19 protein-coding genes are annotated in these 23318 nt (G+C 61.2%); 14 read left to right on the top strand and 5 right to left on the bottom strand.

From position 1 onward, the window contains the following. Nucleotides 1-103: 103 nt before the first annotated feature. Complete coding sequence (locus KX729_RS10585; protein WP_219742395.1) at nt 104-1015, bottom strand: LysR family transcriptional regulator; 912 nt, start codon at nt 1013-1015, stop codon at nt 104-106. A gap of 194 nt (nt 1016-1209) precedes the next feature. Between KX729_RS10585 and KX729_RS10580 the strand changes: the two genes are divergently transcribed. The 8 genes from KX729_RS10580 to mmsB all read left to right on the top strand — a co-directional run bounded on the left by KX729_RS10580 (nt 1210) and on the right by mmsB (nt 10030). Then, nucleotides 1210-2412 carry an ABC transporter substrate-binding protein gene (locus KX729_RS10580; RefSeq protein ID WP_219742394.1) on the top strand — a complete coding sequence of 401 codons (1203 nt, stop codon included), beginning with the start codon at nt 1210-1212 and terminating at the stop codon, nt 2410-2412. Beyond that, the gene (locus KX729_RS10575; protein WP_219742393.1) at nt 2412-3194 is read left to right on the top strand and encodes an ABC transporter ATP-binding protein; all 783 of its coding nucleotides are present in this window, start codon (nt 2412-2414) and stop codon (nt 3192-3194) included. The genes KX729_RS10580 and KX729_RS10575 overlap by 1 nt, the downstream gene beginning before the upstream one ends. Then, nucleotides 3194-3895 (top strand): ABC transporter ATP-binding protein, encoded by a 702-nt coding sequence (locus KX729_RS10570; protein WP_219742392.1) that lies wholly within the window; start codon nt 3194-3196, stop codon nt 3893-3895. Before KX729_RS10575 ends, KX729_RS10570 begins: the two co-directional genes overlap by 1 nt. A 263-nt stretch (nt 3896-4158) precedes the next feature. Beyond that, a complete protein-coding gene (locus KX729_RS10565; RefSeq protein ID WP_219742391.1) occupies nt 4159-5046 on the top strand; it encodes a branched-chain amino acid ABC transporter permease in 888 nt (295 codons plus the stop codon). A gap of 10 nt (nt 5047-5056) precedes the next feature. Further along, entirely contained in the window at nt 5057-6049 is a 993-nt protein-coding gene (locus KX729_RS10560; protein ID WP_376775952.1) for a branched-chain amino acid ABC transporter permease, read from the top strand. A gap of 194 nt (nt 6050-6243) precedes the next feature. Next, on the top strand, nt 6244-7839 hold the full coding sequence (locus tag KX729_RS10555) for a GMC family oxidoreductase (protein ID WP_219742389.1): 1596 nt from the start codon (nt 6244-6246) through the stop codon (nt 7837-7839). Between the two features lie 176 nt (nt 7840-8015). Further along, nucleotides 8016-9095: an enoyl-CoA hydratase/isomerase family protein gene (locus KX729_RS10550; protein WP_219742388.1), complete on the top strand. Its 1080-nt coding sequence runs from the start codon at nt 8016-8018 to the stop codon at nt 9093-9095. A gap of 47 nt (nt 9096-9142) precedes the next feature. Next, nucleotides 9143-10030, top strand: coding sequence for a 3-hydroxyisobutyrate dehydrogenase (mmsB, locus tag KX729_RS10545; protein WP_219742387.1), 888 nt, complete (start codon nt 9143-9145; stop codon nt 10028-10030). A gap of 6 nt (nt 10031-10036) precedes the next feature. On the opposite strand, the gene KX729_RS10540 is transcribed toward mmsB, so the two are convergent. Together KX729_RS10540 and KX729_RS10535 are read right to left on the bottom strand one after the other, a co-directional pair. Next, nucleotides 10037-11689, bottom strand: a complete 1653-nt coding sequence (locus KX729_RS10540; protein ID WP_219742386.1) for a hypothetical protein — start codon at nt 11687-11689, stop codon at nt 10037-10039. Next, nucleotides 11686-12714: a glycosyltransferase family 2 protein gene (locus KX729_RS10535; RefSeq protein ID WP_219742385.1), complete on the bottom strand. Its 1029-nt coding sequence runs from the start codon at nt 12712-12714 to the stop codon at nt 11686-11688. The genes KX729_RS10540 and KX729_RS10535 overlap by 4 nt, the downstream gene beginning before the upstream one ends. A 558-nt stretch (nt 12715-13272) precedes the next feature. Between KX729_RS10535 and KX729_RS10530 the strand changes: the two genes are divergently transcribed. The 6 genes from KX729_RS10530 to KX729_RS10505 all read left to right on the top strand — a co-directional run bounded on the left by KX729_RS10530 (nt 13273) and on the right by KX729_RS10505 (nt 20350). Further along, entirely contained in the window at nt 13273-13866 is a 594-nt protein-coding gene (locus KX729_RS10530; protein ID WP_219742384.1) for a demethoxyubiquinone hydroxylase family protein, read from the top strand. Nucleotides 13867-14039: 173 nt separating this feature from the next. Continuing rightward, the gene (gene cysP, locus KX729_RS10525; RefSeq protein WP_219742383.1) at nt 14040-15035 is read left to right on the top strand and encodes a thiosulfate ABC transporter substrate-binding protein CysP; all 996 of its coding nucleotides are present in this window, start codon (nt 14040-14042) and stop codon (nt 15033-15035) included. An 81-nt stretch (nt 15036-15116) separates the two neighbouring features. After that, nucleotides 15117-15938 (top strand): sulfate ABC transporter permease subunit CysT, encoded by an 822-nt coding sequence (gene cysT, locus KX729_RS10520; protein ID WP_246617505.1) that lies wholly within the window; start codon nt 15117-15119, stop codon nt 15936-15938. 4 nt (nt 15939-15942) lie between these two features. Then, the gene (gene cysW / locus KX729_RS10515) at nt 15943-16821 is read left to right on the top strand and encodes a sulfate ABC transporter permease subunit CysW (protein WP_219742381.1); all 879 of its coding nucleotides are present in this window, start codon (nt 15943-15945) and stop codon (nt 16819-16821) included. Next, nucleotides 16818-17837, top strand: a complete 1020-nt coding sequence (locus KX729_RS10510) for a sulfate/molybdate ABC transporter ATP-binding protein (RefSeq protein ID WP_219742380.1) — start codon at nt 16818-16820, stop codon at nt 17835-17837. Before cysW ends, KX729_RS10510 begins: the two co-directional genes overlap by 4 nt. A gap of 371 nt (nt 17838-18208) precedes the next feature. Next, the gene (locus KX729_RS10505) at nt 18209-20350 is read left to right on the top strand and encodes a DEAD/DEAH box helicase (RefSeq protein WP_219742379.1); all 2142 of its coding nucleotides are present in this window, start codon (nt 18209-18211) and stop codon (nt 20348-20350) included. Nucleotides 20351-20429: 79 nt separating this feature from the next. Here KX729_RS10505 and KX729_RS10500 read toward each other — a convergent pair whose 3' ends face one another. Together KX729_RS10500 and KX729_RS10495 are read right to left on the bottom strand one after the other, a co-directional pair. After that, nucleotides 20430-21533 (bottom strand): DNA alkylation repair protein, encoded by a 1104-nt coding sequence (locus KX729_RS10500; protein WP_219742378.1) that lies wholly within the window; start codon nt 21531-21533, stop codon nt 20430-20432. A 282-nt stretch (nt 21534-21815) separates the two neighbouring features. Continuing rightward, complete coding sequence (locus tag KX729_RS10495) at nt 21816-23252, bottom strand: NAD-dependent succinate-semialdehyde dehydrogenase (protein WP_219742377.1); 1437 nt, start codon at nt 23250-23252, stop codon at nt 21816-21818. Nucleotides 23253-23318 lie beyond the last annotated feature (66 nt).

Below are 23318 nucleotides of genomic sequence, written 5' to 3'. Positions count from 1 at the left end.
GAAGTTGCCGCAGCGTTGCCGATCCTCCTCCCCTTGGGGAGAGGGTGGCTGAGCGTAAGCGGAGGCCGGGTGAGGGGGCTACGGGCTCGGCGTTTGCGGAACCCTAACTTCGCCGCAAAAACGCCCTCTGGTTCTCCTTCACCGCCTCGAAAATATAATCCGTCACCATCCGCACCCGCGGGATCTGCGTCAGGTCCCGATGCCGCATCAGCCAGTAGGAGCGTCTGAGCTCCACCTCTTCCGGCAACACGATTTCCAGCTCCGGCAATGACCGGGTGATGAAATGCGGCAGGACGCAAAGTCCCAACCCGTTCAGCGTTGCCGTCAACTGCGCGAAAATGCTCGAACTCTGGAAGCGCGCCTTGATGCCGGGATGGATATCGCCGAGATAGTCCAGCCCCGGCACGAAGATCATGTCCTCGATATAGCCGATGAACGGATGCGCCAGCAGGTCCTGCCGGTGGCGGATCGCCGGCGCGCCGGCGAGATAGGATTTCGTCGCATAGACGTTGAGGCTGTAATCGGTGAGCTTTTCCGTCAGATACGGCCCATCCTTCGGCGGATCGAGCGAGACGGCGATATCTGCTTCCTTGCGCGATAGCGACATGATCTGCTGGATGGTCACCAGTTCCAGCGTGATATTGGGATGGGCATCGCAGAAGCTGCGGATCTTGTCGGCGAAGAAGAAGTTGGCAAACCCTTCCGGTGTCGAGAGGCGGACGACGCCTTTCTGTGCCGTGGTGCCGGAGAGGAGGTCGGCCTGCAGGCGGTCGGCCTCAGCCTCTATGCGCTCCGCCGCCTCGATGAAACGCTGGCCGACGCCGGTCAGCACGTAGCCGCGCGGATTGCGTTCGAAGAGTTTGACCTTCAGCGAAAACTCCAGCCGGTCGATGCGGCGGGAGACCGTGGCATGGCTGGTGCGCAATTGCCGGGCCGCGGTCGACAACTGTCCGGTGCGCGCCACAGCCAGGAAATATTGCAGGTCGTCCCAGGTAAAGTTCGGATTTGACGTCACAATATCCCTGTCTGTTCAAAAACGCACAGATGCTGTTTGCAATTAATTGCAGGTACCTGCTTGCGTCAACGACCGATTTAAAGAACCATACGCGAGATATCGGCTGCCTTGAGGAGGGCGGCTCATCAATTTTGAACAGACCTTTTGGCAAAATTCGACCTATCCTTTGGCAAAATTCTCTGGGAGGAGAAATCATGCGGAAGACTATTCTGGCGTCCCTGATGGCGTTGCTGGCAAGCGGCACGGCCTTCGCTCAAAGCGCATCCGACGGCAAGGTGAAGATCGGCATCCTGAACGACCAGTCGGGTGTTTATGCCGACTTCGGCGGCAAGTCGTCGGTCGAGGCTGCCAAGATGGCGGTCGAGGATTTCGGCGGCAAGGTTCTCGGCGTGCCGGTCGAGATCGTCGATGCCGACCATCAGAACAAGCCGGACGTCGCCTCCAACATCGCCCGCCAGTGGTACGATACCCAGCAGGTCGATGCGATCATGGAACTGACCACTTCCTCCGTCGCACTTGCCGTTCAGGCAGTCGCCAAGGAAAAGAAGAAGATCGACATCGTCACGGGTGCGGCGACGACGGACTTGACCGGCAAGGCCTGCAGCCCCTACGGTTTCCATTGGGCCTATGATACCCACGCTCTGGCTGTCGGCACCGGCGGCGCGCTCGTCAAGCAGGGCGGTGATACCTGGTTCTTCCTGACCGCAGACTACGCTTTCGGTTATTCGCTCGAACAGCAGACCGGCGATTTCGTGAAAGCCAATAACGGCAAGATCGTCGGCTCGGTGCGCCATCCGTTGTCAAGCCAGGATTTCTCGTCCTTCCTGCTGCAGGCCCAGTCTTCCGGCGCCAAGGTGATTGGCCTCGCCAATGCCGGCCTCGATACGGCTAATGCCATCAAGCAGGCAGCCGAATTCGGCATCACCGCCGGCGGCCAGCGGCTTGCCGCTCTGCTCTTCACGCTCGCCGAAGTGCATGGCCTCGGCCTGCAGGCCGCGCAGGGCCTGACGTTGACGGAAGGTTACTACTGGAACCTCGACGACAAGAGCCGGGATTTCGCCAAGAAATTCTTCGCCCGCACCAAGAAAATGCCGAACATGATCCATACCGGCACCTATTCGGCTGTGATGCAGTATCTGAAGGCGATCCAGAAGGCCGGTACCGACGAGACGGAAGCCGTCGCCAAGGCGCTGCATGAAATGCCGGTCGACGATTTCTTCGCCCGCGGCGGCACGGTCGCCAAGAACGGCCGCATGATCCACGACATGTACCTGCTGCAGGTCAAGAAACCGGCAGAAAGCAAGGAGCCGTGGGATTACTTCAACGTGCTCGCCACCATTCCCGGCAAGGATGCCTACATGGATCCCGCCAAGAGCGGCTGCGATCTGGTGAAGTAATGGCGGTTTCCGCAACAGCAATGAACGAAGAGCCGCGGGTGGTGCTTTCCGCCCGCGGCCTTTCGAAAAGCTTTGGCGCGTTCCGGGCGGTCAACCGCGTCGATCTCGACATCCACCATGCGCGCGTGCATGCGCTGATCGGCCCGAACGGCGCCGGCAAGACCACGGTCTTCAACCTGTTGACCAAGTTCCTGCAGCCGACAGAAGGCACGATCACGCTTTTGGGCACGGACATTACCAAGACTCCCGCCGACAAGGTGGCGCGGATGGGGCTTGTCCGTTCCTTCCAGATTTCCGCGGTTTTCCCGCATCTTTCGGTGCTCGACAATGTGCGCATCGCGCTGCAGCGGCCGAATGGGCTTTCGACGCAGTTCTGGCTGCCGACCTCGGCGCTGAACCGGCTGAATGCCCGTGCCGACGAGTTGATCGAGGCTGTCGGCCTGAAGCGGGAGCGTGATGCGCTGGCCGCCGACCTTTCTTATGGCCGCAAGCGGGTGCTGGAGATCGCCACGACGCTGGCGCTCGATCCCCAGGTCCTGCTGCTCGACGAGCCGATGGCCGGCATGGGGCAGGAGGATATCGGTACCGTGTCCAGCATCATCCGCGACGTGGCGAAGACCCGTGCGGTGCTGATGGTGGAACACAATCTCTCCGTCGTCGCCAATATCTGCCATCAGGTGACCGTGCTTCAGCGCGGCGAGATTTTGGCGGAAGGCGACTATGCAACGGTTTCCCAGGACGAGCGTGTACGGCTCGCCTATATGGGCGCGGAGGAAGCGTGATGGCGCCCTTGCTGCAGGTTTCCAATCTGAATGCCTGGTATGGCGAAAGCCATGTCCTGCACGGCGTCAACATGACGGTGGGCGAAGGCGAGACGATCACCATTCTCGGCCGCAACGGGGTGGGCAAGACCACGACGCTGCGCACCATCGTCGGCATCATCCGCGAGCGGAAGGGCGAAATCCGCTTTGCCGGCAAGGATATGGCTAACGTGCCGCTGCACAAGACGGCGCATCACGGCATCGGCTTCGTGCCGGAGGAGCGCGGTATTTTCTCGACACTGACGGTCGAAGAAAACCTGATGCTGCCGCCGGTCGTGGCGGAAGGCGGCATGTCGCTCGACGAGATTTACGAGCTGTTTCCAAACCTTAAGGAACGCCGCTCCAGCCCCGGCACCAAACTTTCCGGCGGCGAGCAGCAGATGCTGGCGATCGCGCGAATTCTGCGCACCGGCGTCAAGCTGCTGATCCTCGACGAGCCGACCGAGGGGCTTGCCCCGGTCATCGTGCAGCGTATCGGCGAGGTGCTGAAGACGCTGAAGGCGCGCGGCATGACGGTGCTGCTGGTGGAGCAGAATTTCCGCTTTGCCAGCCGCGTGGCCGACCGGTTCTACCTGATGGATCACGGGCAGATGGTGGCGGATTTTCCGGTGAGTGAACTGCCGGGGAAGATGGATATGCTGCACAAGGTTTTGGGGGTTTAGAGGATGACGGCTTTTGTTGGATATCCCGATCTCGCGGGCCTCTGGTCGTCGCATGTGGACGTTGGGCGGTGCGGCGTATTCCCTGTCTTCCCCCTTGCGGGGAAGATGTCAGCAGAGCTGACAGATGGGGGTGGTTCAGCACATTCGACCGTCGGGTTCGTGGCACCACCCCCCTCTGTCGCCTCTGGCGACATCTCCCCCGCAAGGGGGGAGAAGGGGGGGTGCCGCACCGCTCCTCTCCCAATTTCCAAGTGGAGCCGCCCATGACCATGATCTTCGGCATCCCGCTGCAGGCCTTCCTCGGCCAGCTGCTGATCGGCCTGATTAACGGCTCCTTCTACGCGCTGCTTTCGCTCGGCCTCGCGGTCATCTTCGGCCTGCTCCGCGTCATCAACTTCGCCCATGGCGCGCAGTACATGCTCGGCGCCTTTGCCGCGATGTTGATGCTCGACTACCTCGGCATCAATTACTGGTTCGCACTCATCCTCGGCCCGATCGTCGTCGGCCTGTTCGGAGCGGTGATCGAGCGCACCATGCTGTCGCGGCTTTATAAGCTAGATCCGCTTTACGGCCTGCTCTTCACCTTCGGCCTGGCGCTGACGATCGAGGGGACGTTCCGCTATCTCTACGGCTCATCCGGCCAGCCTTATGCCGTACCGCCGCAGCTGGCGGGCGGGACGAACCTCGGCTTCATGTTCCTGCCGATCTATCGCGGGTGGGTGGTCGTGGTGTCGCTCATCGCCTGTATCGGCACCTGGCTGTTGATCGAAAAGACCAAGCTCGGCTCGTATCTGCGCGCCGCGACGGAAAACGCGACGCTGGTGCAGGTATTCGGTGTCAACGTGCCGCTGCTTCTGACACTGACCTATGCCATCGGTGCCGGGCTTGCCGCCTTTGCCGGCGTGCTGGCGGCGCCCGTCTACCAGGTCTCGCCGCTGATGGGGTCGAACATCATCATCGTCGTTTTCGCAGTGGTCGTGGTGGGCGGCATGGGCTCGATCATGGGCGCCATCGTCACCGGCTATATGCTCGGCATCGCGGAAGGGCTGACCAAGGTGTTTTATCCGGAAGCCTCCAGCATCGTCATCTTCGTGATCATGGCGATCGTGCTTCTGATCCGGCCGGCCGGCCTTTTCGGAAGGGATGCGTAGGATGAGCGAGATGACCCACGGCACCTCTGCAACAGCCCGCACCGAACGTTCGGCCAGCGCCTCGAAGACCTATGCGGCCTTCCTGATCATCGGGCTTGTCCTGCTGATCGTCGCGCCGGCCTTCTTCTATCCGATCTTCATCATGAAGCTTCTGTGCTTCGCGCTCTTCGCCTGCGCCTTCAATCTGCTGCTGGGTTATACCGGGTTGCTGTCTTTCGGCCACGCGACCTTCTTCGGTGGGGCTGCCTATTTCACCGCGCATGTGGTGAAGGAATGGGGCTTTTCGCCGGAACTCGGCATTCTGGTCGGCGTCGTCGGCGCGGCCTTGCTCGGGCTCGTCATGGGTTATGTGGCGATCCGCCGGCAGGGCATCTATTTCGCGATGATCACGCTCGCTTTGTCGCAGATGTTCTTCTTCTTCTGCCTGCAGGCGAAGTTTACTCATGGCGAGGACGGCATCCAGTCCGTGCCGCGCGGCCATCTCTTCGGCTTTATCGATCTCAACAGCTCGACCAACATGTATTATTTCGTGCTGGCGGTGTTCCTGATCGGCATGGTGATCATCTGGCGGTTCATCAACTCGCCCTTCGGCATGATCCTCAAATCGATCCGCGAAAACGAACAGCGCGCCATTTCGCTCGGTTATTCGGTCGCCCGTTACAAGCTCGGCGCTTTCGTCATGTCTGCGGCGCTGGCGGGGCTGGCGGGTGGCACCAAGGCGCTGGTCTTCCAGTTTGCGACGTTGACGGATGTCGCCTGGCAGATGTCCGGCGAAGTGATCCTGATGACGCTGCTCGGCGGCATCGGCACGCTGATCGGCCCGATCTTCGGCGCCGGCCTCGTGGTGACGCTGCAGAACTATCTGGCGACATCGCAATTCCCGGTAACGATCGTCACCGGCATCGTGTTCATGGTCTGCGTGCTGGTCTTCCGGCGCGGCCTGATCGGAGAATTCTACGCCTCCCGGCTCGGCCGGAAGCTCGGTTTCGAGCACAGGAGGTGAATATCAAATTTGCCCCTCACCCTCACCCTCTCCCCGCTCGCGGGGCGAGGGGACGTGCCCTACTGCGACGTTATTGGTGAAGGGGAAGGTTCTGGCCACAGGTCCTTCTCCCCGTTTTAACGGGGAGAAGGTGCCGGCAGGCGGATGAGGGGCAGCTACGGGGTGGCTGGAGAATACGGGACAAACAAGCTGACATGGAAAATTTTGATTATATTATCATCGGCGCAGGCAGCGCCGGCTGTGTGTTGGCCAATCGGCTTTCGAAAGACCCGGGCAATCGGGTGCTGGTTCTCGAAGCGGGCGGCAACGACAATTATCACTGGGTGCATATTCCCGTCGGCTATCTCTATTGCATCAACAACCCGCGCACCGACTGGTGCTTCACCACCGAAAAGGAAGAGGGCCTGAACGGCCGGTCGCTCTCCTATCCGCGCGGAAAGATCCTCGGCGGCTGCTCGTCGATCAACGGCATGATCTACATGCGCGGCCAGGCCTACGACTATGACATGTGGCGGCAGATGGGTTGCACCGGCTGGGGCTGGGACGATGTGCTGCCAATCTTCAAGAAGAGCCAGGATTTCTACAAGGGTGCCGACGATATGCATTCGGTCGGCGGCGAATGGCGTGTCGAAAAGCAACGTCTGCGCTGGGCGGTGCTCGAAAGTTTCCAGAAGGCGGCGGAAGAGGCGGGTATCCCTATCGTCGACGATTTCAACCGCGGCAATAACGAGGGCTCCAGCTATTTCGACGTCAACCAGCGCGCCGGCATCCGCTGGAATGCGTCCAAGGGGTTCCTGAAGCCGGCGATGAAGCGCGGCAATCTCACTGTGCTCACCAAGGCGCATGTGCGCCGGCTGATCATCGACAACGGTGAGGTGCAGGGCGTCGAGTTCCAGCACGATGGGGTCGCCAAGAAGGCTTTCGCGCGGAAAGAAACCGTGCTCAGCGCCGGTGCGATCGGCACGCCGCATGTCCTCGAGCTTTCCGGTGTGGGCCGCGGCGACGTGCTTTCCAATGCCGGCGTCGAGGTGGTCAAGGAAGTGAGGGGCGTCGGCGAGAACCTGCAGGACCACCTACAGCTTCGGATGGTCTACAAGGTGACCGGCGTGCCGACCCTAAACGAAAAGGCGTCGAGCCTTCTCGGCAAGGCGGCGATCGGGCTCGAATATGCGCTGAAGCGTTCGGGGCCGATGTCGATGGCGCCGAGCCAACTCGGAATTTTCACCAAATCCGGGCCGGACAAGGAAACGCCGGACCTGGAATATCACGTCCAGCCGGTATCGCTCGACCGGTTCGGCGAGCCGGTGCACTCCTTCCCGGCGATGACGGCGAGTGTGTGCAACCTGCGGCCGGAAAGCCGTGGTTCGGTGCATCTGAAAAGCCCGGATTTCGCCGCCCAGCCGGGCATTCATCCGAACTATCTCTCGACGCCCGGAGATCGGGATGTGGCGGTGAAATCGATCCGCATCACCCGCGAGATCGTCAAGAGGCCGGCCTTTGCGCGCTACAATCCGGAGGAATACAAGCCGGGGCCGAGCTACGAGACCGAAGCCGACCTGGAGAAGGCGGCGGGCGATATCGGCACGACGATTTTCCATCCGGTCGGCACGGCCCGCATGGGCGCAGATCCGGACAGTGTCGTCGATATTCGGCTGAAAATGCGGGCGCTTGGCAAATTGCGTATCGCCGATGCCTCGATCATGCCCAATATTACCTCGGGCAATACGAACTCGCCGACAATCATGATTGCGGAAAAAGCGGCGGAGATGATCTTGGCGGATAATCGGTAGGAAAGGGAGTTTGCCCCTCATCCGCCTGCCGGCACCTTCTCCCCGTTTTGGCGGGGAGAAGGACACTCGTGGCGAACTATCCGTCCCTCTCAAAGGTGGCGTGGGGCACGTCCCCTCTCCCCGTCAGAACGGGGAGAGGGTTAGGGTGAGGGGCAGCTTGATATGAAAGAACGAGAATGGTCAATCCCATAACCCAAACCGACGAAATCCTCCTCGACCGCATCGGCTCGGCCGCCATCATCCGGCTCAACCGGCCGAAGGCACTGAATAGCCTCAACCTTCCCATGGTGCGGGTAATGCGGGATGCGATGGAGCGGTTTGCTGGCGATCCGGCAATTTCCTGCGTCATCCTGAAAGGCGAGGGTGATCGCGGGCTTTGTGCCGGCGGCGACATCCGGGTCATCCATGAGGCGGGCAAGACCAAAGATCCGGAAGTCACCCGTTTCTGGCGGGAGGAGTTTCCCGTCAACTACATGATTTCCCGCTACGAAAAGCCCTATGTGGCGCTGATGGACGGGATCGTTATGGGCGGCGGTGTCGGTATCGCCTCGCATGGCAAGCATCGGATCGTCACTGAGCGGACGCGGCTTGCCATGCCGGAAACAGGCATTGGTTATGTGCCGGACGTCGGCGCGACCTGGCTTTTGCCGCGGGCGCCCGGCGAGATCGGCACCTGGATGGGCCTGACCGGCGAGATTATCGGCGCGGCGGATGCGATCTATGCCAATCTCGCGGACGTCAACGTTCCGTCCGACCGGCTCGGGGCGCTGACCGAGGCGCTTGGTGAGCTGAAGGGTGGCGCCTCCGACGAGCAGGTGAGGGCGGTGATCGAGCGGTTTGCCGTGGTGCCGGAAGGCGGCCAGTTCGTGGAGCATCGCGAGGTCATCGACCGCGCTTTCGGCTTCGATACGGTCGAGGAAATTGTCGCTGCGTTGGCCAGAGAAGAAGGTGAGTTCGCGGCGAAGACGCTGGAGATCATCTCGAAACGTTCGCCGACCAGCCTCAAGCTGGCGCTGAAAATGCTGAGGCTCGGGCGGCAGAGTTCGAGCCTTGTCGAATGCCTGGAAAGGGAATTCACCGCCGGCTCCGAAATCCTGCGCAATCATGATTTCTACGAAGGTGTACGAGCGGCGATCATCGACAAGGACCGCAATCCGCAATGGCGGCCGGCGCGGCTTGAGGAGGTTCGCGATGCCGATCTCGAACCTTATCTGGCAGTAAAACATCCAGTTCTGTTTCCGGATCACAGGCTTTAAGAATAAGAAAAGGACGAGCGGTTCCCACTCGCCTACAGGAGGAAGACATGACCAGGATTGCATTCGTGGGCCTCGGCAATATGGGCGGGCCGATGGCCGCCAATCTGGTGAAGGCGGGGCATCAGGTTTCCGGTTTCGACCTCTCGGAAGCTTCGGTGAAGGTTGCCGTAGAGGCCGGTGTCCGAGGTACTTCCGCGTTATCGGATGCGGTACGGGATGCCGAATGCGTCATCACCATGCTGCCGAAGGGTCAGCATGTGATCGCGGTCTGGCGCGACCTTACCACGCTGCTGGCCGAAGATACGCTGGTCATAGACTGCTCGACGATCGATGTGGAAAGCGCCCGCAATGCCCACAAGCTTGCCGAGGTGATGAACTGCATCTCGCTCGATGCGCCGGTTTCCGGCGGCACCGGCGGGGCCGCAGCCGGCACGCTGACCTTCATGGTCGGCGGCTCGGAAAAGGCCTTCGCGCTGGGCAGGCCGATCCTCGAGGCCATGGGCAAGAAGATCGTTCATTGCGGTGCCGCCGGCGCGGGGCAGGCCGCGAAGATCTGCAACAACATGATCCTGGGCATTTCGATGATCGGCGTCTGCGAGGCGTTCGGGCTTGCAGAAAAACTCGGCCTTTCGCATCAGGCGCTGTTTGATGTCGCCTCCACGTCGTCGGGCCAGTGCTGGTCGCTCACCACCTATTGCCCGGTGCCCGGCCCGGTGCCGACTTCGCCGGCCAATAACGACTACAAGCCCGGTTTTGCGGCGGCGCTGATGCTGAAGGACCTGACGTTGTCGCAGGAAGCCTCGAAGCAGTCGGGTGCCGCAACGCCGCTCGGCGCGCATGCGGCATCACTTTACGAAGAGTTCGAAAAGGCCGGGCATGGCGGCGACGATTTTTCGGCGATCATCCATATGTTGCGGGAAAAGGCCGGAGGTTGAAGGCTCTTACGGCTTTGATGGCTGCGCGTGATCGATCTTGTAGAGCTGCGCAAAGCCCTGATCGGCGATGAGATGCACGTTTGAGACTGCCGGCATCGGCCCGCCCGGATTGGGCATGTCTGCGTTCATCACCAATATATAATCGAAGCGGTTGTTCCAGTCCCGCATATAGGGTGCGATCTCGTAGATCTCATCATTCAGCATATGGACGGGAACAGGCATGCCTTCCGGCACCGAGATATCCTTCCAAGGCTCCTTGACCCGCAGAGGCTGTTTGCCGGCTCCTGTAAAAAGATAGGGCATGAAGGCCTGCCGTTCCAGGATCGCCAGAGCCGGGTAATGCAGGTAGCTCTTGTAGATGCCGCCGACATTGCGCCCCACCGGGGCAGCCAGCATGTTGTCGGCAATGATATCGTGCTGCAGCGGCAGGACGGCCGAACCCGGCGGCACGTGCTGGAGCACGTTTTCGACCGACCTGACATCGGCAGATCGAGCCACCCAGACATATTCGACGAAGGCGATTCGCGAGGCGACCACTAGTAAAACCAAAGGCAAAACGGCGGATTGCAGCCGGCCGGCCACATTCGGCCGTACGCCCACGACGGCAGCGAGCGCCATCATGCAGGGGAGGCGATTGTCGATACTGCCGGTATCGAACGCCTGCGTCGGCATGATCGTGGAGAGAAGGCCGGTAACGATGGCGACGAGGATCAGGCCCCAATGGACCTGCAGCATGCCACGCCGGGCCGTTTCCCGAACAATGACGAACAACAGGAGGACGTAGACGATATCCAACCTGAAGTCGTAGGTTCGGAAATAGGTGAAAAGCAGCATCAATGATCGCAGCGGCGACGGGTTAAACCAGCGCATGCTCTCAAGGATCGACGCACCATTGTCTTCGCCGGGCAATGGCGGGCCAAAAAGCAGAAGGGCGATCAGCGGAACGAAAACGGGAGCGACCGCGATGAGGACGCGGCCGGTCGCGGCAAAGAACGCCTTGCGCTCGCGCAGCGGCGCCCAGGAAGGCCCGAACTGTAGCGCCGCCAGCAGCGCCGTATAGAAAAGCAGACCGAACGGATGGGCAACCAGCATGATGGCCGCGCAGAGCGCGCGTATCCCGAACAAAAGAGCCTTGCCCCTATCCTTCAGACAGTCGTCGACATAGGCGAATATCAATGCCAGGCCGAGGCTGATCGAATAGCTCAGAAAACCGAACAGATAGACCGAATTCCACGCCAGGATGAAGCACAGCAGCTGCCACCAGTGAAACCCGCCGAAAAGCCTGCGGTTCAGCAACGTGACGCCGATCGGCGCCATCAGCAGGCCGAGCGCCATAACGAACGGGCCGATGAAATTCATCGATGCTATATTGCCGAGTGCGACCGCGATCAGATCGATGGCGATATTCGTCCAGGCGACGTTCCAGTCGACCGCGTAAAAAGCGGAAAGTTGCGGGTTTTCGATCGCGCCAGTCATCAACCACAGGCGTACATAGTGGCTGGCATAGTCGGTCATCGGTGGAAAACGCACCGATAGAACCGGGATCAGCGAGGCGAGCGAGGCCAGGACGATGCAGAAAGCGACGCTCCGACTGGATGAAACCGCGGCTCTGCCGCCGGTTGCCGGTTCGGTCTCCGTCATTTCGGATGCGGCCGTCATCTTGCCCCCTTTCGCGATGTCCGCTTACTGGGGGCCGGATAGTTTTCGACGACTTTCTGCAGGCTCTGGATATCGCCGGAAATGTCGGCCTTGGTTTCCTGGCGACGGATCTGGCCGATCATGAACAGCGGGCGTCGTCTGACTTCCTGGACGAGGCGCCCAAGATATTCACCGAAGACGCCCATGACGAAGAGCTGCGTGCCGGCGAAAAAGGATGTCGAAACCACCGAACTTGCCCAGCCGGGTACCGAATGCCCACGAACCCATTGGGTCAGCGCAAAGGCGAGGATGGCGAAGGCGAAAGCCGAAGACAGGAGGCCGAGCCAAACCGCGATGCGCAACGGCTTTGTGGAAAAGCTCGTCAGCGCGTCGATCGCCAGCGATGCCAGCTTGCGCAACGAATATTTTGTCGTGCCGGCAAAGCGGGCGTCGCGCGCATAGGGAAAGGCTGTCTGCCGTCCGCCGATCCAGCTGATCATGCCGCGGATGAAACGGTGCTGTTCCGGCATCTGGTTGAGGATATCCACCACGTGCCGCGACATCAGCCTGAAATCACCCGTGTCCTGCGGGATCGGCACCGACGAAAGCCGGTTGAGCAGCCGGTAGAACAGGGAGGATGTGAAAAGCTTGATCGGCGATTCTCCAGCCCGCTCTATACGCTTGCCGTAAACCACGTCGGATCCCTGATCCAGAACCTTGACCATCGCGGGAAGCAGTTCGGGGGGGTCCTGCAGGTCAGCGTCGATCAGCAACACACGTTCGCCGCGGGTCAGGGAAAGCCCGGCGGTGACGGCGAGCTGCTGGCCGTGATTGCGGAACATCTGAACGCCGACGATATGGGGGTCGCTGTCCGACAGTTTTTCGATGATCGACCACGTGCTGTCCGAAGAACCGTCGTCCACCAGCACGATCTCGTACTGGTCCGTGACCGCCGCGCAGGCGCGCGACATGCGGCCGGAAAACTCTTCCAGAACCGCTTCTTCATTATAGCAAGGTGCGACGACGGATAACTGGAGCTTGCTCATGCGAGCAAACTAGTTTTTGCATCTTAAGATAGATTTACTTCTGTCAGTTCTGGAATGGTTATTTCGAGCTTATCGTGTCTCTATTTCGTGAAGAGTGCTCCGGCGCCGAAAGAGACCCGCAGGTCTGCCAGCCCGGCCGAAGCGTTTCCACCAACGCATCCGGCCCACACCGAAGACATCGGCATGGTTGGGAAAGGGGCAGGCAGTGTGTAAGGGGTTGGAGTTGGATATGATCTGCCTGCCCCGACCGTTTCGATGATCTTGAGAGCATGGACGAACTCGTTCGATCACTTCCGCAGCCATCATCGGAACCTAAGTCCTTGAACCTGGAGGACGCCGGTTCGCGAACCCGGTTCCCATCCGATGACGCGCCAAGTATGGAGCAGGCCGCCAGGGTGGGGATAAAATTGGTGAGGCGAAATGTGTAAGTCATGGTGCGGTAAGCGGATTCGATTTTTTGGACACGCAAAACGTCCCCGCCCGGCGCATGCGGTTGAAGGCTGATCCGGTGTCTTCGAGGGTTGATGATCGAAAAGCGCGGCGGATGATGAGGTGAGGATGGTCAATCCGGCAAACGGCGCCACGGAGCGCGATCCGGCGATAACGGTGCGCCGTATCCTCAAGGTCAATCATGCCGGCGAATTTGGTGCGATCCGTATCTATGGCGCGCAGATCTGGATGGCCCGCCGGCTGTTTCCGGACATCGTGCCGGCGCTGTCGCATATGCGGGAAGATGAGATCGAGCATTGCCGCCTGTTTCGCGAGGCGATGCCAGCCAGGCAGGCCAAGCCCTGCCGCGTGATGGCCTTCTGGAGCCTCGGTGGTTTCGTGCTCGGCTTCCTGACAGCGCTCGGCGGCCGCAACATGGTGTGGATCTGCACGGAAGCCGTCGAGAGCACCGTTCACCGGCATCTGGAGGATCAACTGGCGTTTCTCCACGCCAGAGACCCGGAACTTCACAGTCTTATCGCGTCGATCCAGGACGAGGAGCTGGCGCATCTGCGCGAAGCCGAGCAAAACCAAACGAGGCGCGGCCTTGGTCACAAGCTGCTTCTGCCGGCGATTGCTTCGCTCACCGATCTGATGATCTGGCTCTCGACCTGGGGCGATTCAAGCTGGATGCGCGCCGAGATGGCGCGAGCGAAGGGCTGAGATCGCGTGTAGCGCGTCTGTCGTTCACAGACGTCGCTGGCAAAAACGCCGCCAATCATGGCGGAAATTGGGCGAAATTTCTAATTGCTATACTCGGCGAAGTTCGCGGTTTCTCGCGGCTTGTATCGTCTCCCGGTAGACTTCACGTCATATTCGAACACCCGGAGACTTGCATGACTCGCTTTCTCGTCCTCACCGCTCTGGCCGTAGCGTATTTCGCCGTCCTGGCTGCGCAGCCGGCGCTGTCTGCGGAACAGAAGCTACTGAATGCGTCCTACGACGTGTCGCGTGAGCTTTTCGTGGCCGAGAACGAGGCTTTCATCAAGAAGAACCCTGGCGTCACCATAGATCAGTCGCATGCCGGCACGTCGAAGCAGGCGCGCTCGATCGTCGAAGGGCTGGAGGCTGATGTCGTCACCTTCAACCAGTCGACGGATATCGATTTCCTCGCCAAGCAGGGTTTCGTTTCGAAGGACTGGACGAAGGCTTTTGCCAACAATGCCTCGCCCTTCTATTCCTTCCCGTCCTTCCTGGTGCGCGCCGGCAATCCGAAGAACATCAAGGACTGGGGCGATCTGGCGCGTGACGATGTGCATGCCGTCTTCCCGAACCCGAAGACCTCCGGCAATGCCCGTTATACCTATCTCGCAGCCTATGCCTGGGCCAAGGAAGCCTACAAGGACGATGCCGAGAAGATCGAGGCTTACATCACCAAGATCTTCAACAACGTTCCGGTCTTCGATACCGGCGGCCGCGCCTCCACCACGACCTTTGTCGAGCGTGGCCAGGGCGATGTGCTGATCACCTTCGAGGCGGAGACCCGCGGCATCGTCAAGCAATATGGTGCCGACAAGGTGACGAGCGTTATTCCGTCGGTCAGCCTGCTCGCCGAATTCCCGGTCGCGGTCGTTGATAAGGTTGCGAAGAAGCATGGCACGGAAGCCCTCTCCAAGGCCTATCTCGACTTCCTCTACACCGAAGAAGGCCAGCGCATCGCCGCCCAGTTCGGTCACCGCGTCAACAATGAAAAGGTGGCCGGCGAGTTCAAGTCCGAGTTCCCGACCATCCGCCTCGTGAAGGTTGAAGACACGTTTGGCGGATGGGACAAGGTGCAAAAGGAGCATTTTGCTTCGGGCGGCACTCTCGACAAGCTGTACGGCAGCCGCTAATCGGCAATCTGACGTCGCATTTGATCTCACCCGGCGGGTTTTCATCCGCCGGGTTTTGCTATGGAACGAGGAACTGACCGCTTGAGACGCAATATCCTGCCCGGATTACGCCTGTCCCTGGGTGTGACGTTGTTTTATGTCGGCCTGATCGTCGTGTTGCCGATCGTCGCGCTCATTCTCAAGGCGGCGAGCCTCGGCCCGGAAGATTACTGGCGGATCGTCTCTTCGGCACGCGCGCTGGCGAGCTATCGGGTAACCGTGCTGGCGGCGCTGGGGGCGACGGTCTTCAACCTGTTCTTCGGTCTGGCGCTTGCCTGGGTTCTGGTGCGCTACCGGTTTCCCGGCTGGCGGCTGGTGGATGCCATGGTCGACCTGCCGTTTGCGCTGCCGACGGCGGTGGCCGGTATTTCGCTGACGGCGCTGTTTTCCGCCAATGGCTGGTTCGGTTCTGTGCTGGGCAATCTCGGCATCACGGTTGCCTATACGCCTCTCGGCATCATGATCGCCATGTGCTTCACCTCGCTGCCGTTCATTGTGCGCACTGTGCAGCCGGTGTTGGAAGATCTCGATCCGGCGCTGGAAGAAGCGGCGCAATCGCTCGGCGGTTCGGACTGGGCGATTTTCCGCAAGGTCATCCTGCCCTTGTTGACGCCGGCACTGCTGGCCGGCGTGTCGCTGTCGTTTGCCCGCTGCCTGGGTGAGTTTGGCGCGATCATCTTCATTGCCGGCAACAAGCCCATGTCGACGGAAATCACGGCACTGCTGATCTTCATCCGCCTTGAGGAATACGATTATCCGGCTGCTGCCGCGATCGCCTCCGTGCTGCTATTGACCGCCTTCGTCATGCTGGGGGTCACCAACTGGCTGCAGGCGCGGGCGCTGCGTTATACGGTGAAGGGATAATTTCATGAGCGCCATCTCTTCCCGCCGTAAACCGCCGCGCGTCGGCGATCAGCCGCTTTTCCGCCGGGCGCTGATCGGCATCGTGCTGATCCTCGTGGCGCTGATCATTGTCGCGCCGCTCGTCGTCATCGGTGTCGAGGCATTTTCCAAGGGCTGGGCGGTCTATCGCGATACGATCCTGCATCCGGATACGCGGCATGCCATCATGCTCACCGTGTTGGCGGCGCTGATTGCCGTGCCGATCAATACTGCCTTCGGCGTCGCGGCGGCATGGTCGATCACCAAGTTCGATTTCTGGGGCAAACGGTTTCTGCTGGTGGTGATCGAGATACCCTTCTCGGTCTCGCCGATCGTCGCCGGTGTGGCCTATCTGTTCGTCTACGGCCTGCAGGGCCTGTTCGGTGAAATGCTGGATGCCTGGGACATCAAAATCCTGTTCGCGATCCCCGGCGTCATCCTCGCCTCGATGTTCGTCACCGCGCCGTTTGTAGCACGCGAACTGATCCCGCTGATGCAGGCGCAGGGGCGCGATCTGGAAGAAGCGGCGACCTCGCTCGGCGCATCCGGCTGGCGGACGTTCTTTTCGGTGACGCTGCCGAACGTCAAATGGGCGTTGCTTTACGGCGTCGTACTGTGCAACGCCCGCGTCATGGGCGAGTTCGGCGCGGTCTCGGTCGTCTCGGGCAATATCCGCGGCCAGACCAATACGCTGCCGCTGCATATCGAACTGCTTTATCACGATTATCAGGCGGCGGGGGCGTTTGCCTCGGCCTCTATTCTGGCGTTGATCGCCGTCTTCACCATCATTGCCAAGGTTGCCCTTGAAAAGCAGGGCGCCGGTCGCGTCCAGCCTGCTGCCAATTCCGCGGAGAATGCATCATGAAAATCCGCCTCGACCACGTCATCAAAACCTTCGAGACTTTTCGCGCCGTCAAAGACGTGTCGCTAGAAATCGAAAGCGGCGAGCTTGTCGCGCTGCTCGGCCCGTCCGGTTCCGGCAAGACGACGATCCTGCGCATGGTGGCGGGGCTGGAATATTCCGATAGCGGCTCGATCCATTTCGACACCCAGGACGCGACGGATATTCCGGTGCGTGATCGCGGCGTCGGTTTCGTCTTCCAGCATTACGCGCTGTTCCCGCATATGACGGTGGCGGAGAACATCGCCTTCGGCATGAAGGTCTCCAAGGTGAAGCGCGAGAAGGCAGCGATCGAAGCTAGGGTCACCGAGCTTCTGCGGCTGGTACGGCTCGAAGGCCTCGGCGACCGTTTCCCGGCGCAGATTTCCGGCGGCCAGCGGCAGCGTGTGGCGCTTGCTCGTGCGCTTGCCGTCGACCCAAAGGTTCTGCTGCTCGACGAGCCGTTCGGGGCGCTCGACGCCAATGTTCGTCGCGACCTGCGCCGCTGGCTGCGCGAAATCCATTCGGAACTCGGCATCACGACGATCTTCGTGACGCACGACCAGGAAGAGGCGCTGGACCTCGCGGACCGGGTGGTGATCCTGAAGGACGGCCAGATCGTTCAGCAAGGCACGCCGGAAGAGGTGTGCCGCGATCCGAAGTCGGCCTTCGTGATGAAGTTCCTGGGCGATGCGAATGTGATCGCCGCGGAAGTGCGTGACGGCAAGGCCTATGCCAGCGGTGCGGCGATTGCGGTTTCCGGTTTGCCGGATGGCAAGGCCGAGCTTTATGCGCGCCCCGCCGATCTCGACTGGGCGCTGCAGGGGCCGGGTATCCCGGCCAGCATCACCCGCGTGCTGGACCGTCCGGATGGCCGGCGCGTGCTGGCGACGGCGGAGACCGGCGAGCATCTCGAGCTCGATGTCGAGCCGGAGCGGAGTGTGAAGGCTGGCGATGGTGGGTTCGTGACCCTGCGGCGGGCGAAGGTGTTTGCTGTTTGAGAGTGTCTTGCCGCTGGCTCCCTTCTTCCCCCCTTGCGGGGGCTCGAAGAGCGGGTTGAGACCCGTGGCTCAACCCCGGCAGTCAGCGGAGCTGACAGATGGGGGTGGTTCAGCACATTCTACGTCGGGCTTGTGGCACCACCCCCATCTGTCGCCTCTGGCGACATCTTCCCCGCAAAGGGGAAGAAGGGAGTTTGCCGCACCCTCTCGTTTCTACCGCGTCGTTGCCCTGCAAAGCGCGACATGCGCCCCGCGCATACCACCTCATCCTTTGACTTTTGCCCCTCAACCCTATACGGACGGCGCAAACGTTCGGCTGCGATCGTTGCAGCCTTGGCGCTTATGCGCATGCAAATCCGAAAGACAGGTAGATGACTGATTACAACGGCGCCGTTCCGGCGATCGCACAGGCGTTGGAAAAGCGCGGTTACGAGACGCTGACCCCGGTACAGCTGGCGATGCTCGACCCGGCGCTCGTTACCGCCGATGCGCTGGTGTCGGCCCAGACAGGCTCCGGCAAGACGGTCGCCTTCGGTCTCGCCATGGCGCCGACGCTGCTCGACGGCAAGGACCGGTTCGGCCGCGCCGAAGCGCCGCTCGCACTCGTCATCGCCCCGACCCGCGAGCTTGCCATGCAAGTGAAGCGCGAGCTGGACTGGCTTTATGCCGAAGCCGGCGCGATCATCACCGCCTGCATCGGCGGCATGGATATCCGCAACGAGCGTCGGGCACTGGAGCGCGGCGCACATATCGTCGTTGGCACGCCCGGCCGTATCTGCGACCACATCCGCCGCAATGCGCTGGATGTTTCCGAGCTGAAGGTTGCCGTTCTCGACGAAGCCGACGAGATGCTCGATCTCGGTTTTCGCGAAGACCTCGAATTCATTCTCGAGTCTGCGCCGGACGACCGTCGCACGCTGATGTTTTCGGCTACCGTGCCGGCAGCGATCGCCAAGCTTGCAAAGAGCTACCAGCGTGATGCGGTGCGGATCAGCACCCAGGCCGAACAGAAGCAGCATGTGGACATCGAGCAGCGGGCGCTGCTCGTCACAGCGCATGATCGCGAACATGCGATCGTCAACGTGCTGCGCTACTATGAGGCGCCGAACGCGATCGTGTTTTGCTCGACGCGTGCTGCCGTCAACCATCTGCATGCGCGGCTTTCCAACCGCAATTTCTCCGTCGTGGCTTTGTCCGGCGAACTGACCCAGAACGAGCGCACCCATGCGCTGCAGGCGATGCGCGATGGCCGCGCCCGAGTCTGCATCGCGACCGATGTCGCCGCCCGCGGCATCGACCTGCCCGGCCTCGAACTCGTCATCCATGCCGACCTGCCGACCAATTCGGAAACGCTGTTGCACCGTTCGGGCCGCACGGGTCGTGCCGGCCGCAAGGGCGTCAGCGCACTGATCGTTCCGGTAAACCAGCGCCGCAAGGCCGAGCGCCTGCTGATGGGCGCGCAGATCGAACCCACCTGGGCGCGTCCGCCTTCGGCTGACGAAGTCGTCGCCAGAGACGAGGAGCGGCTGTTCGCCGATCCGATCTTCGAAGAGGCAGCCAAGGACGAGGACGAACAGGCGCTGATCGGAAAGCTCATCGAGCGTTTCGACGCGACCAAGCTCGCAACCGCCTTCGTGTCGCTTTATCGCGGCAAGAATTCCGCGCCGGAAGATATCGTCGAAGTTTCGCTCGATGGTGCGCGCAAGCCCCGCGAAGGCGGTGCCAATGCCGGCGATCCGGTCTCGCGGCCGCTGACGCCGCGCGGCGATTTCGGTGCGGCCGTGTGGTTCTCGCTCTCGGTCGGCCGCAAGCAGCGCGCCGAGCCTCGCTGGCTGATCCCCACCATCTGCCGCAGCGGCGATATCACCAAGAACGAGATCGGCGCGATCAAGATGCAGCAGGACGAGACCTTCGTGGAGATCGCGGCTGGTCATGTCGAGCGCTTCATGGGCAAGCTCGGCAAGGACGGCATGATGGAGCGCGGCATCCGCGTGACGCGTCTCGAGGGCGTGCCGGATTTCACCAAGTTCTCCCGCGAAGCGCCGGAAGAAGGTTATCCGCGCCGCGAAGGCCCGCGTCTCGACAAGCCCTGGAAGGAAAAGTCGTTCAAGGATGGCCCGCGCAAGGACAAGCCGTTCCGCGATAAACCCGTCGGCGACAGGCCAGCAGGTGATCGGCCTACAGGTGATCGGCCTTTTGCCGGCAAACCCGCCGAGAACGGCCCACGCAAGGAATGGCAGTCGAAGAGCAAGCCGGCTGGCGAGAAGGTGAGAGACGAGCGTCGTATGGATGACGAGGTCTGGGGCGATGCCAAGCCGAAAAGCGATTTCGGCAAGGGCAAGCCGGCTCGCGCCGACAGCCGGGGGGCGGAGACGTCGGCAAAGCCTTACAAGAAGAGTGGCGACAAGCCGTTCAGCAAGGACGCGGGCGACCGGCCGTTCAAGAAGAAGCCGGGTGGCGCCGGCGGCCCGAAGAAGTTCGGCGGCAAGGGTGGGTTTGATAAGCGGAAGTAGGGGTTTGAGATGGTGCCGCGGGCTCCATTCTTCTTCCGCAAGGGGGAAGATGGAGTTTGTGGCGCCGCTCCCGTCCCGATTAAACCGTGGTCAGCTCAAACCCGCTCGTCCCCAGCACTTCGCCATTGACAAACAGCTCCACCTCATGCCGCCCGGCATAATGCACACGCGTCGTGAAATCGCGGATCGCCCGGCTGATCGCAAGCTCCGCCGTTGCACCCGGCGCCAGCGTGATCTCCTTCCACTTGAAAACCTTCTTCGACGTGCCACCGGCCTTCTTCACGTAGTGGACCGCATAGTCGATCAGCAGCTTTTGCGGCGCTGACGCTGTCGAAGTAAGCCTGGCTGCAATCTTCACCGCGCCGCCAAGTCTCAGCGCTGACGGCGTCACCGAAAAATCCTCGATCTTCACCTCGGCCTTGTGGCCGGCGCCGAAGAGATGCAGCGCGCGGGTGTCGCCTTTCTTGATCAGGGTGCGGAGCGCCTGTTTCATGATCCAGGCGGTACGCGGATCATCTTGGTCCCAGTCGGCGATCTTGTCGAACACCCAGGCCGGGTGGTCCTTGGTGATGTCGTTCAGATGGTTGGCGACGGATTTACGCACATAGAGGCTCGGATCGCTCTTCAGGTTTTCGAGGATCGCTGCGACTGGCGACGGATCGGCAATCAGAGACTTGAGCTGAAACGACCAGGGCAGGCGCGGGCGACAGCCTTCGCTGGAGAGCCGGCGCACATGTTCGTTCTCGTCCTTCGACCAGCGCTGCATGACGTCGAGCGTCCGCGCCTGATCCTTCAGCAGGAAATGCCGGATGGCGAATTCCGAAGAGCCGAAGCGGGTGAAGAAGGCCAGTGCTTCCATCGACAGGTCGAAATGATCGTGGCCGTAAAGCGCCACATATTCCGGAAGGGTGATGGAGGCGAAACCGTGATTGATGCGTGGCGCGAGCGCCCGCAGAATTTCGATATTCTTTTCGAAACCGCCCGGCAGCACGGCGTGGAAAGCGACCGCGATCTGGCGGAGGCGCTGCATGATGCTGAGGCTATCCAGACCTTCGGAGGCGAGTGACAGGAAACGCTCTTGATCGAAAGCCGGATGGATGGAAGCGGTCTCGGTTGCGAAATGGCGGAGCCGGTCGCGGTTGAAGATTTCCTTCAGGAGAGGTGCTGCTTCCGCTTCGGCCATGATGCGATCCAATTGTTCATGTTTTGTTTTTGGTATTCGACTCGGATTGGATCGGCAAGCGTAAAAGAAAACCGGCCAAGGCAGAGCGCCGGGCCGGTTTTCAATTTCTATCAATTTCAAAATTGCCCCTCACCCAAACCCTCTCCCTGCTTGCGGGGAGAGGGGACGTGCCACATGCAACGCCGTGAGATGGCAAGCGAGTGCGGCATATTTCCTTCTCCCCGTCAAAACGGGGAGAAGGTGCCCGGCAGGGCGGATGAGGGGCAATTTACGCGAACTCAATCAGCTCATCTGCGAAACGAAGCGGGTTTCCAGATAGGCTTCGGTGGCTTCCGAGCCGCCTTCCGTGCCGTAGCCCGAGTCCTTGATGCCTCCGAACGGCACTTCCGGAAGGGCGAGGCCGTTGTGATTGATCGTCAGCATGCCGGCTTCGAGATTGCGGCTGAGCAGGTGCGCGGTCTTGACCGAGCCGGTGAAAGCGTAGGAGGCGAGGCCGAAGGGCAGGCGATTGGCTTCTTCGATCGCGTCTTCATAGGTCGAGAAGCGGTTGACGATGGCGAGCGGGCCGAAGGGCTCGTCGTTCATCATCTTGGCCGAGGTCGGGACGTCGGCGAGGATCGTCGGCTCGAAGAAGTAACCCTTGTTGCCGATGCGCTTGCCGCCGGTCTTCAATTCGGCGCCCTGCGAAACCGCATCATGGATCATCTCTTCCATGGCAGGGATGCGGCGATCGTTGGCGAGCGGGCCCATGGTGATGCCGTCTTCGAGGCCGTTGCCGACCTTGAGTGCCTGAGCGGCCTTGACGAAACCGTCCATGAACTTGTCGGCGATGCCATCCTGCACGAGGAAGCGGGTCGGCGCGACGCAGACCTGGCCGGCATTGCGGAACTTGGCCAGCGAGGTGACTTCGATCGCCTTTTCAAGGTCGGCATCGTTGAAGATGATCGCCGGGGCATGGCCGCCGAGTTCCATCGTGGCGCGCTTCATATATTTGCCGGCGAGCGCCGCCAGATGCTTGCCGACCGGGGTGGAGCCGGTGAACGAGATCTTGCGGATGACCGGATGGGCGATCAGGTATTCGGAGATTTCAGCCGGCGTGCCGTAAACAAGGTTGACGACGCCTGCCGGAATGCCGGCATCGACGAAGGCGCGGATCAGTTCAGCGGGCGAGGCCGGGGTTTCTTCCGGTGCCTTGACGATGATCGAGCAGCCGGTCGAAATTGCTGCGGAGAGCTTGCGGACGACCTGGTTGATCGGGAAGTTCCACGGGGTGAAGGCGGCAACCGGGCCGACCGGCAGCTTGATCGCCATCTGCGAAACGCCGGAGAAACGGGACGGGATGATCTGGCCGTAGGTGCGGCGGGCCTCTTCGGCGAACCAGTCGATCGTATCGGCCGCGTTCATGATCTCGATCTTCGACTGGGCAAGCGGCTTGCCCTGTTCGCGGGTCATCATGTAGGCGATCTGGTCGACACGCGAACGCATGACGTCCGCGGCCTTGCGCATCAGCTTGGAGCGGTCGAGCGGCGAGGTGTCGCGCCAGACCTTGAAGCCCTTTTCAGCGGCTTCCAGTGCGAAGTCGAGGTCCGCCTTGCGGGCGTGGGCGATCTTGCCGATCACCTCTTCGGTTGCCGGGTCGATGACCGGAAGGGTCTCGCCGCCGATGGCATCGCGCCATTCGCCGTTGATGAGAAGTTTGACGTCGGGATAGGTCTGCATGGGATCCACTTTCGGTTTGAAAATCGCGAAGGGCGGGCCGAAGAGCGTTGTGGAAGCCTTCTGGAG

The organism is Neorhizobium populisoli (genome assembly GCF_019430945.1).
GTDB classification, from domain to species: Bacteria; Pseudomonadota; Alphaproteobacteria; order Rhizobiales; family Rhizobiaceae; genus Neorhizobium; species Neorhizobium populisoli.
This window is presented reverse-complemented; position numbering and strand designations above follow the sequence as displayed.

Coding starts and splice junctions, on each gene's coding strand:
- KX729_RS10550 (WP_219742388.1), top strand. CDS start 8,016: ATGGTCAATCCCATAACCCAAACCGACGAAATCCTCCTCGACCGCATC.
- cysW (WP_219742381.1), top strand. CDS start 15,943: ATGAGCGCCATCTCTTCCCGCCGTAAACCGCCGCGCGTCGGCGATCAG.
- KX729_RS10560 (WP_376775952.1), top strand. CDS start 5,057: ATGACCCACGGCACCTCTGCAACAGCCCGCACCGAACGTTCGGCCAGC.
- KX729_RS10530 (WP_219742384.1), top strand. CDS start 13,273: ATGGTCAATCCGGCAAACGGCGCCACGGAGCGCGATCCGGCGATAACG.
- KX729_RS10510 (WP_219742380.1), top strand. CDS start 16,818: ATGAAAATCCGCCTCGACCACGTCATCAAAACCTTCGAGACTTTTCGC.
- cysP (WP_219742383.1), top strand. CDS start 14,040: ATGACTCGCTTTCTCGTCCTCACCGCTCTGGCCGTAGCGTATTTCGCC.
- KX729_RS10580 (WP_219742394.1), top strand. CDS start 1,210: ATGCGGAAGACTATTCTGGCGTCCCTGATGGCGTTGCTGGCAAGCGGC.
- KX729_RS10495 (WP_219742377.1), bottom strand. CDS start 23,252: ATGCAGACCTATCCCGACGTCAAACTTCTCATCAACGGCGAATGGCGC.
- KX729_RS10570 (WP_219742392.1), top strand. CDS start 3,194: ATGGCGCCCTTGCTGCAGGTTTCCAATCTGAATGCCTGGTATGGCGAA.
- mmsB (WP_219742387.1), top strand. CDS start 9,143: ATGACCAGGATTGCATTCGTGGGCCTCGGCAATATGGGCGGGCCGATG.
- KX729_RS10565 (WP_219742391.1), top strand. CDS start 4,159: ATGACCATGATCTTCGGCATCCCGCTGCAGGCCTTCCTCGGCCAGCTG.
- KX729_RS10575 (WP_219742393.1), top strand. CDS start 2,412: ATGGCGGTTTCCGCAACAGCAATGAACGAAGAGCCGCGGGTGGTGCTT.
- KX729_RS10535 (WP_219742385.1), bottom strand. CDS start 12,714: ATGAGCAAGCTCCAGTTATCCGTCGTCGCACCTTGCTATAATGAAGAA.
- KX729_RS10505 (WP_219742379.1), top strand. CDS start 18,209: ATGACTGATTACAACGGCGCCGTTCCGGCGATCGCACAGGCGTTGGAA.
- KX729_RS10500 (WP_219742378.1), bottom strand. CDS start 21,533: ATGGCCGAAGCGGAAGCAGCACCTCTCCTGAAGGAAATCTTCAACCGC.
- KX729_RS10555 (WP_219742389.1), top strand. CDS start 6,244: ATGGAAAATTTTGATTATATTATCATCGGCGCAGGCAGCGCCGGCTGT.
- KX729_RS10540 (WP_219742386.1), bottom strand. CDS start 11,689: ATGACGGCCGCATCCGAAATGACGGAGACCGAACCGGCAACCGGCGGC.